This window comes from Rhodothermaceae bacterium (assembly GCA_009838195.1).
Classification (GTDB): Bacteria; Bacteroidota; Rhodothermia; order Rhodothermales; family Bin80; genus Bin80.
The window spans coordinates 1-8,927 of record VXSC01000021.1 but is presented as its reverse complement, the minus strand read 5'-3'; the positions used below and the strand labels follow the sequence as shown (position 1 = coordinate 8,927).

Here is an 8,927-nt window from a genome sequence, read left to right as displayed (position 1 = left end):
TGAGTATCCCGTGCCGGAGGTCAACGTCAGAATCACCGTCTCGTCCAGTTCATCCAACTGATCATCAATAATTGTGACCGGGATATTTACCAAGGTCGCGTTCGCCGACACCAGAACCGAACCGGTAATGGTATAGTCTGTATTTCGGGTTGCCGTGCCGCCCAGCGTGTAACTCAACGTGAAATCACTCGCGGGCGAAGGTGAAATTTCTACGCTCACAGTATGCGTGCCATCACTCTCCTTGACGCTACCAGTCGCCGAAGCAAACCGGGCCTCCGGGGTGTCGTTGTCCGCAATCGTCAGCGTATGCTCCTTCTGACTTCCAACTGTATACCCCGTAGCAGAGGTCAGCGTCAGGATGATGTCCTCATCCGGCTCAATCTCGCTATCGTCCGTAATCGCCACCGGAATATTCACCGAGGTCGCGCCCGCAGACACCGGAACCGAACCGGAATCTTTGATGGTATAGTCCGTGCCTTCGACCGCTGTACCGCTCAGCGTATAGCTCAATGTGAGGTCACTCGCGGGAGCAGAAGCAAGAGTCACGCGCACATTCTGCGTACCAATGCCTTCCTCCGCGCTGCTGGTCGCCGAAGCAAAATAAACGGTCGGATCGTTGTCCACGATCGTTACCGTATGTTCGCGTGAACTTCCCAACTCGTAGCCTATACCATCCGAGGTCAGAGTCAAGACGATCTTCTCGTCATGCTCATCCTTGGCGTCGTCAATAATATCGACGGGAAGGTTCACCGAGGTCAGCCGCCGAGGCACCCCCATTGCACTCGTAATGTAGTAATCAATGCCGTCGGTCGCATTACCACCCAACGTGTACTTAATTAACATGGGAGACCTAACCGGATGATGAAAGAGTATCTCTACCTTGTGCCTCCCACCATCTTCGTTCACGCTGCTCTTAGAGGAAGCGAAACGGATCACCTGAGGGCCATTGATTGTCAACTCATGTGTTCTTGGATTTCCGAGCCCATACTCTGCGCCATTGTCCAGTGTTAGTTCGATCGTCTCGTCAGGCCGCTCATCCTCAGCGTCAGCGATAATCTTGACCGGAATCTTCACTGAAGTTGCATTCGCAGGCACGAAAACCGACCCGGAATTTGTAATTGTATAGTCCAACTTTTCGGTCGCCGTTCCGCCCAGAGTGTAGCTAAACGTAAAACTACTCGCGGGCTTAGGAGCGATGGTTACGTTCACATCTTGCGTAACATCTTTCTCGTTCACGCTGCTCTTCGCCAAAGCAAAATGAAGGAACGGTATTTCATTGTCCGTGATCGTCACCTTGACCACGTTGGGATCCCCCATGATCGCGGCGGCTGCCAGTTTTTTCTCATCAATCGCCAACGTAAACATCTTATCGTCTACGCCTGTATATTCTTGGGTCTGAATCTGCCCACTACCCTTCGTATCATATGCCTTGATTGTTATTGAAGCTAATGAAGTGTAGTCGCCAGGATCAAAGGCCGTGTCCGTGGTCTTCGCATTGGGGTAGTGCAGTGGTACCTTGAGATCGCTGGATAGCGCGTAAGGAATTCTTGCACTGATCGTCACGGGATCACCATCATCCACTGGATTCGGAGAGGCTGATAGCGTGACATCTGGTGGGGGGCGCTTGATAAATATTCGAGGACATAGACATATAGAGTGTTTGTGTGGCAGATCGGGCTTTGCTATAAGATCTCCATAGACCTCCTTCCAGCCACGTGTGAGAGGATGTGTATAGTCCCAGCGAGTATCATATTGAACCGCAGTAGACTCCTTTGCCCCCGCCGGTATCGTAATCGTCGATGGATTTATGGTAAGAAAACTTTTTATTACGTCACTCCAGAAATCAACTTCAACTGTGACATCCTTTTTCTGCACTGGATCAACCGTTGCCGTTACGGTCACCGGATCTCCACCAACTACTGTTTGAGACGAAAGCTTTAAACACACCTGCGGAGTCACGTCGGTATCCGCGATCTCCGCCATTACCGAAAAAGAATTGGTAAACTCTATTTCCGAAGGCAATTCATCCATCACCACTGCAAAGTTCCCATAGTTTGTATCCACAAGGGACTCGGTTATCGCGACTTTTGAATACCCGCCGAAAGTCGTCAAAGAATTCTGGACATTCCCCGGCATCTGTTTGAAATAGCTCCACTGGTGTCTCGCAAATCCATCCGTTGGATCTATGGGCGACACGAATACACCCGCACTTGATCCTCCGTGAGGAAAAGATGGGAGAATCAGGGCAGGGCTGCGTTGGGAAAGTTCGCCTTCGCTCACGTGAATCACTTCAAAAGGGGCGGTGCGCGGTTCAGCAGAAAGCAGCGTAGTCACAACAACTTCCTGCTCGCGTTCTTCAAGAACCTGCAGGCTCAAACTTGACGATACCCCAGATGGCACTTGGGTATGGATTTGAACGTTCGGCGTTTGCACCTGACCAAGGACGACCACAGGCAAAAAAAATATCCAAAACCTACGAAGATCATGACACGCCTGATGCCAGAGCCTAGGTACTATACCAACCGTTAACTTCGCCACGGAGAACATCCTTTACCCTTAAGTCATGGTACTGCCTGAATTAAACGATGTATGAACCACTCGTAGCAAGTATAAGTAGGTCTAATGAGCCTCTTGCAAAACCTCTGGATTGTAAAATTTTGGCTCTTTTTGGTCTCTGATTTTGGCGGATTGATCTAGGGAATGGGAACCTATATTTCTCTGCATTTTTTCGATTCGAAACCGCGTGGACCCGCCTATTTTGGGATCAAACCGCCAGGGACGGAAACCTCTGGATTTTGTATCTTTGTGTGTGCCAAAGTTCCCACAAAACAAACGGAGGTTTCCATGTCCCTGACGGACAAGATACGAGGATTTTATATCAGCTGCCAACACGAATTGTTTCCGTGGTTGGAACGGGAATTGGGTTCGTTCCCCGAACGGTACAAGAAGCTGGTGCTGGAGATGGCGTGTGTCGAAGATCATCTTCCCCGTAAGCTAGACCGCAGGTGTGGGGGGCGCCCCCAAGTCCAACGTACGGCTCTTGCTCGGAGCTTTCTCGCCAAGATGGTCTTGAACATTTCCACGACCTCTGCCTTACGGGAGCGACTCAAGCTGGAGCCCACGCTTCGGTCGATTTGTGGGTGGTCCCGTGAGAAGGATGTCCCGAGTGCATCAACGTTTTCGCGCGCATTCCAGGAGTTTGCCACCATGCAGTTACCGAATCGGATACATGCTGCATTGATCCGAGATGCCTATGCGGACGAGTTGGTCGGGCATATCTCCCGAGATTCAACGGCAATTGAAGCTAGGGAAAAGCCGGTTCCAAAGAACCAGGAATCGACGTCTGAGGACGTGAAGGCTCCCCCAAAGAAACGCAAGCGAGGGCGTCCAAAGAAGGGAGAGGAACGGCCCAAGGCGCCTCGTCGACTGGAACAACAACTGGACATGGACCTGGAGGAGATCTTGGATGAGTTGCCGAAAGATTGTACGGTGGGATGCAAGCGCAATGCAAAGGGGTATACGAACACCTGGGCGGGCTTTACGCTGCACATGGATTCGGCGGATGGGGGCATTCCGATCAGTTGTGTCGTCACGTCTGCGTCGTTGCATGACAGTCAGGTCGCGATTGCCTTGGCAAGAATGACCGGGCAGCGCGTGCAGTATTGCTATGAGTTGATGGACAGTGCCTATGATGCAAAGGACGTGTACGAACAGAGTCGTTCTTCGGGGCATGTGGCGATTATTGATCCGAATCCGCGCAAGAAAAAAGCCGAGCATATTCGCGAATGCACGGCGCAACGAAACGCTGGATTCGTTCCGGCTGAGCGGGTTCGCTACCGGCAACGAACGACCGTGGAGCGGGCGTTTGGGCGCCTCAAGGATGAGTTTGGTGCGCGCAATATTCGGGTGAAAGGGCACTTGAAGGTGACGTGTCACCTGATGTTCGGCGTCGTGGTGCTCACGGTGGACCAACTCCTGCGACTGGTCCAATAATCTGGACCTCTTTTCACGAAGGCGTAGAATCTTGAGGTTCTGGATTTGGGAGCCGTGGGATAGGTGAGTCGAATCGGAAGGAATTCGCGCCCAAATTCGCCCGATCATGACGCTCTTCGGGGCCGATTATCGGTGAAATTGAACCAAGCGGAGGTTGATGCCAAAAAAGGTGGAACGTTGCGTTATTTTGGGAACAACACGGGCACCGAAATGTAAGCCCGTTCAGGTTGAAGATTCCCCCTTCCAGATTCTCGGTTTAGGGTTTTGCAAGAGGCTCTAATGAAAAACGGGCGCATATCTTGCGTCGTTTCCCCAATTTACTCATTACGCAAGTTTGCAAAATCGAGTAAATTTAGGCCCTAAATTACGGTATTTTATATTATTAATCATTGATTGCAGTAGTTCTTTCTGGGTTTTTGTTCCTCAAATACCTTAATGTAGTGAAAAGATTTGCGAACAACGTGGAGCCCCGCCCGTTTCACCTCCCAGAAGCTCCCATTTTCCCATGTTTATTCGATCCCAATCGTACACCCTAAAATCGGGAAAAACAGTACAGACCTTCACCCTCCTTGAGGCCTATCGCGTCCATGGAAATCCTCGCCAACGAACGTTGCTGAATCTGGGCCATAATTTCAAGATCCCCAAAAAGAATTGGCGGATCCTGACCCAGATGGTAGAGGATCAGTTACGGGGAATTCCACCGCTTCCCTTTGAAGATGAAGCCCTGCAAACGGCGAGTCAGCGGATCGTTGAACGACTCCACGAAACCGGATATGATATTCATGCACCGAGGGATGATCGGGATGTCATTTTGACCGATGAAATCACGCACGAGGCTACCCGAACGGTTGGCGGGGAACGAGTGGCCCTCAAAGCCTTGCAGCTTTTGGGATTTGCCCCCATTCTAAGAGGGCTAAAGTGGAACCAGAATCAGATGGATTGGGCGACGGTCTTGGTGGTCGGTCGGATGCTGTCTCCGGGGAGCGAGGCCCAAACGTATGACTGGATGTGTGACCGTTCCAGTATCTTGGAACTGCTTCAAGCCAAGTGTCCAAGTGAGCGGTCGCTCTATGATGTTGGAGACCTACTCTATACGAATCGGAAGGCGATCATGGCGCAACTCTTTGGGAACACCAGGGCCTTGTTGGGTTTCGGTGAGACCATTGTGTTTTATGATCTGACGAATGCGTATTTCACCGGTCGGCAGCAAGGGGAGTTGCTCAAATTTGGTCGCAGTAAAGAGAAACGCAACAACGGTCCATTGGTGACATTGGCCGTGGTTCTGGACGCATCGGGCTTCCCGCGTACGGCGAATATTCTCCCTGGAAATGCGAGTGAACCGGCGACCTTGAAGCAGGCGATTGGACAGTTGAATGGAGCCACACCGACGGTCATTATGGACGCTGGGATCGCTTCAGAGGCGAATATTGCTTATTTGAAACAGCAGGGGCTGGGTTGGCTTTGTGTGGAGCGGAACAAGACGCCACCGGTCCCTGAAAAGAAGCCGGATGAGACCTTTGAGACCGGCACCAAGACGATCGTGCGTGCTTGGAAACTTGGTGTAAAGGATGAAGAACTGCGGGGGTATCTGCACAGTGAGGCGAAGCAGGCGGTGAAGGATCAGATCCTTGACAAAAAGCGAACCGAGTTTGAAGAAGCCATTGCGTATCTCAATGATGGGCTTTCGATCAAGGGGCGCCCGAAGAAGCTGGAGGTGATTCAGGATAAGGTCGCACGGCGGAAGGAGGAATACAAAAACATTGCGTATCAGTATGATGTGAACGTCATTGAGAAGAAGGGGAATCCCAACGCAGCACGGATTCGGATTCATCGGCGACCGGCCTTTGACGAATGCACGGATGCATCGGGAGGCTATATCATTCGGACCAGTCATACCGACTGGGAGCTCGGAGAAATTGCACGCACCTACTGGCGGTTGGCCGAGATTGAACAAACATTCCGGACCATGAAATCTGATCTTGGGTTACGTCCGTTCTTTCATCGGAAGAAAGAACGGATTGAGGCGCATCTGTTCCTGTCAGTTTTGGCCTTTCATACGGCTCATTTGATTCGATGGAAACTGCGCGCGAGGGAGATCCACAGCAGCTGGGCAGCGATCAAGGTACAGCTGAATCATCAGCATCGGATTACGACCATTCTTCCGCAAAACAAGACCCATTGTATTGAGTTGAAACAGGACGCAACCCTGAAGCCGTTCCCGCGAGAAGTCTTCAAATCGATGGAGTTAAAACTAGGCAAAAATACAGAAAAAAAGAAGGTGAAACGGCTTCCGAAAAAAGACGTGGAAATGTAGAAAAAACATGAAATAACGCACTCTATGGCAGATTCTCTGAAAAAGAGAACAGCCCAAAATCATGAAAATTTTCACTACATTTTGCAAACTTGCGTTAGTGGGAATTGCTGACAAATAACAACAACTTTTGTGTCTCTATCGTGAATGTGAATTGGTTTATCCCGAGCAGGTGTCGGGCTGTGCATTCATCGTCCGAGGAACTACGCACCCAGAGTTGGTGCGGCCACGAGATGCCTGTTTATTCGCCAGCACAGGTAGCTAATCGGTGCTTGGATCGGCTGTTATATTTGACAGGCAACCCGACGTGTCAGATCTACCGGACGAGAATGCACCGCAAATTATAGTAAACAATTTTCACTTGGTCAATTAAACAAATTTGAATTATATTCGTACTATTCAGCAACCTTCTAACCTATGCCGGTACGAGGATGGACGAGAACCACAACAGGCTTTGTCCAATGTCGTCTGGCAAACGACATTACACAGATTCAGCGATCAATGCCACCTGCAGCTGAACAAATCACCAAAGCGATATTGAAGGTGCCACTTGACATGATCAAGGCACAGTAATTGCTTTGTGTATAGATGTGACAATAACTCTGGTTGCAGTGTACACTCTGTAATAGGATGATAGGAGTGGTGTCTAGTTTTTTTACAACCTTCAGTTGAGTGACAATTATGATGAATGATACTGCTTGGATCATTGCGATTGTTTCCATTCTCTCTTTGCTCATAACCTTTGTGGTTGTAGCTATTACCGTTGGAACCAAAATCTTTCATGTTTCAAGATGGTCTGGTTCTGTAGATACAAAATTAAGCCATCTTGAAGAGTTTATGAAAAAGCTGGATCGCAAATTTGATAGGATTCGGGATCAATTACCAGCTCCCAATGTTATGGTAGGACGAAGCCCACTGAGGCTTACTGAGTTCGGAAACGATATATCAAAAAAAATCGATGGCGTTAATTGGGCGAGTCGAATTGCTGAAACATTAACCGATCACATTCAGGGCAAAGAAGCATATGACATTCAAGAATACAGTTTTGATTATGTCTTGAACAAAATCAAACTGTCAGAGGAACAACTGAGCCTTATCCGCAACGTCGCTTACAAAAAAGGCATACCGGAAAAAGGGGTCCGCCAAGTACTCGGAATTGAACTTAGAGACAAGTTGCTGGACATAATGGAACTGGAAGTCCCGTAATCATACCGCCATTGAATCCAGTCCGTTCTTGCGTATAAGTTTCCGATACGGAAGGTGCTTCCCCTCAAATCCTTTCGCAAATTTCTTCATCTGCTCCACCGTATCATACCCGCGTACGTTATGCCGTCCCACAAACTCATCTACGTAACGCTGTAAATGTTTTGGCGACATTCTGTGATACGGCCCATAGTAGCCACGCTTGAGTAGCGCCCAGAAGGATTCAATCCCGCAGGAGTCTCTTGCAAAACCCTCCTCCAACCTGTAAAATATCGCCCTGGATACTCCCTGGGCGATATCCGTCTCCAAACGAAGGGATTTTGCAAGAGGATCGCAGGTATGTAGGTCTAATAAAAAGTGGGGCGCGAAAGCGTATGTTGCTCTGCGTCTCACTCAACCTATATGCAAATGTACACCCATGTATATATCGGTCTCGATGCCCACACGAGGAACTGTGTTCTTGGGACGATTGATGCAGACGCGAATGTGGTGTCGGTTCACGATTTTCCAACCTCAGAAACTGGCTTGATTCGCCATGTGAAGGCCTTGCCAGCCACGTTCAAGTATTTGGCGTTGGAGGAATCAAGTTTGGCTGGCTGGATCGCCGGAGTTCTGACGCCTCATGTAACGGAGTTGATCGTGTGTGATCCGGTACAAAATGCGTTGATCAGTCGCGGTGGGAGCAAAGATGATGTGCGCGATTCTCTAAAACTTGCTCGTCTGCTTCGGTTGGAGGAATTAAAGCCCGTCTATCACAACCATGATCCAGGCCGTGTAGACTTCAAGATTGTCGCGCAACAGTATTTGTCGATCACCAATGAGATTCTCGCCTTGAAAAACCAAATCAAATCCAAGTATTATCAGGGTGGCGGTTTGAAGATTTCAGGATCTTTGGTGTACAGCAAGACGCATCGGCGCTCCTACTTGAAACAAGTCGAATCCGAGGCAATGAAGAAGGTGATCCTGAATGTCTACGAACAGCTCGATTGCATGGTGCGTGTTCGTGAAACCGCGTTGTCACTGATGCAGGAACTTGGGAAGAAGTATGGAGAAATTGAGCCGTTTCAGCGCATTCCAGGAATTGGGGTGGTGGGCGCACATGTGTTTAGCGCGTTCATTCAAACGCCTCATCGCTTTGCGACCAAGCAGCAACTATGGAAGTACTGCCAATTGGGGATTCGAGTACGGCAAAGCGGAGGAAAGAAATTGTCTGGGGAGTGTCTGGATCGTTCTGGAGCCAGTGTATTGAAAGCCATCAGTTACCAATGCTGGATGTCTTCACTACCTGCCAAAGAGTCCAACGAAGTCTCCCTGTTTTATCATGCTTCGGCGAAGCGTACGCAAGATTTGACCCGTGCCCGGTTAAATAGGTCTAATGAAAAACGGGCGCATATCTTGCGTCGTTTCCCCAATTTACTCA

Annotated in this window: 6 protein-coding genes and 1 pseudogene; 5 read left to right on the top strand and 2 right to left on the bottom strand. The window is 49.6% G+C overall.

What is annotated here, in order from left to right; all coding sequences use genetic code 11:
• Window positions 1-2,547, bottom strand: a 2,547-nt coding sequence (locus tag F4Y64_05010; protein ID MXX96957.1) for a hypothetical protein, incomplete at its 3' end; no start/stop codon positions are given.
• Window positions 2,548-2,844: 297 nt separating this feature from the next.
• Here F4Y64_05010 and F4Y64_05005 point away from each other — a divergent pair.
• From F4Y64_05005 to F4Y64_04990, 4 genes are all read left to right on the top strand, one after another.
• The gene (locus tag F4Y64_05005) at window positions 2,845-3,993 is read left to right on the top strand and encodes a transposase (GenBank protein ID MXX96956.1); all 1,149 of its coding nucleotides are present in this window, start codon (window positions 2,845-2,847) and stop codon (window positions 3,991-3,993) included.
• Window positions 3,994-4,498: 505 nt separating this feature from the next.
• The gene (locus F4Y64_05000; protein ID MXX96955.1) at window positions 4,499-6,307 is read left to right on the top strand and encodes an IS1634 family transposase; all 1,809 of its coding nucleotides are present in this window, start codon (window positions 4,499-4,501) and stop codon (window positions 6,305-6,307) included.
• 414 nt (window positions 6,308-6,721) lie between these two features.
• Window positions 6,722-6,877: an ABC transporter ATP-binding protein gene (locus F4Y64_04995; protein MXX96954.1), complete on the top strand. Its 156-nt coding sequence runs from the start codon at window positions 6,722-6,724 to the stop codon at window positions 6,875-6,877.
• A gap of 108 nt (window positions 6,878-6,985) precedes the next feature.
• Window positions 6,986-7,510 (top strand): hypothetical protein, encoded by a 525-nt coding sequence (locus tag F4Y64_04990; protein MXX96953.1) that lies wholly within the window; start codon window positions 6,986-6,988, stop codon window positions 7,508-7,510.
• Window positions 7,511-7,627: 117 nt separating this feature from the next.
• On the opposite strand, the pseudogene F4Y64_04985 reads toward F4Y64_04990, so the two are convergent.
• Window positions 7,628-7,738: pseudogene (locus F4Y64_04985) on the bottom strand (transposase).
• A gap of 171 nt (window positions 7,739-7,909) precedes the next feature.
• Here F4Y64_04985 and F4Y64_04980 point away from each other — a divergent pair.
• On the top strand, window positions 7,910-8,927 hold a 1,018-nt coding region (locus F4Y64_04980; GenBank protein ID MXX96952.1), incomplete at its 3' end, for an IS110 family transposase.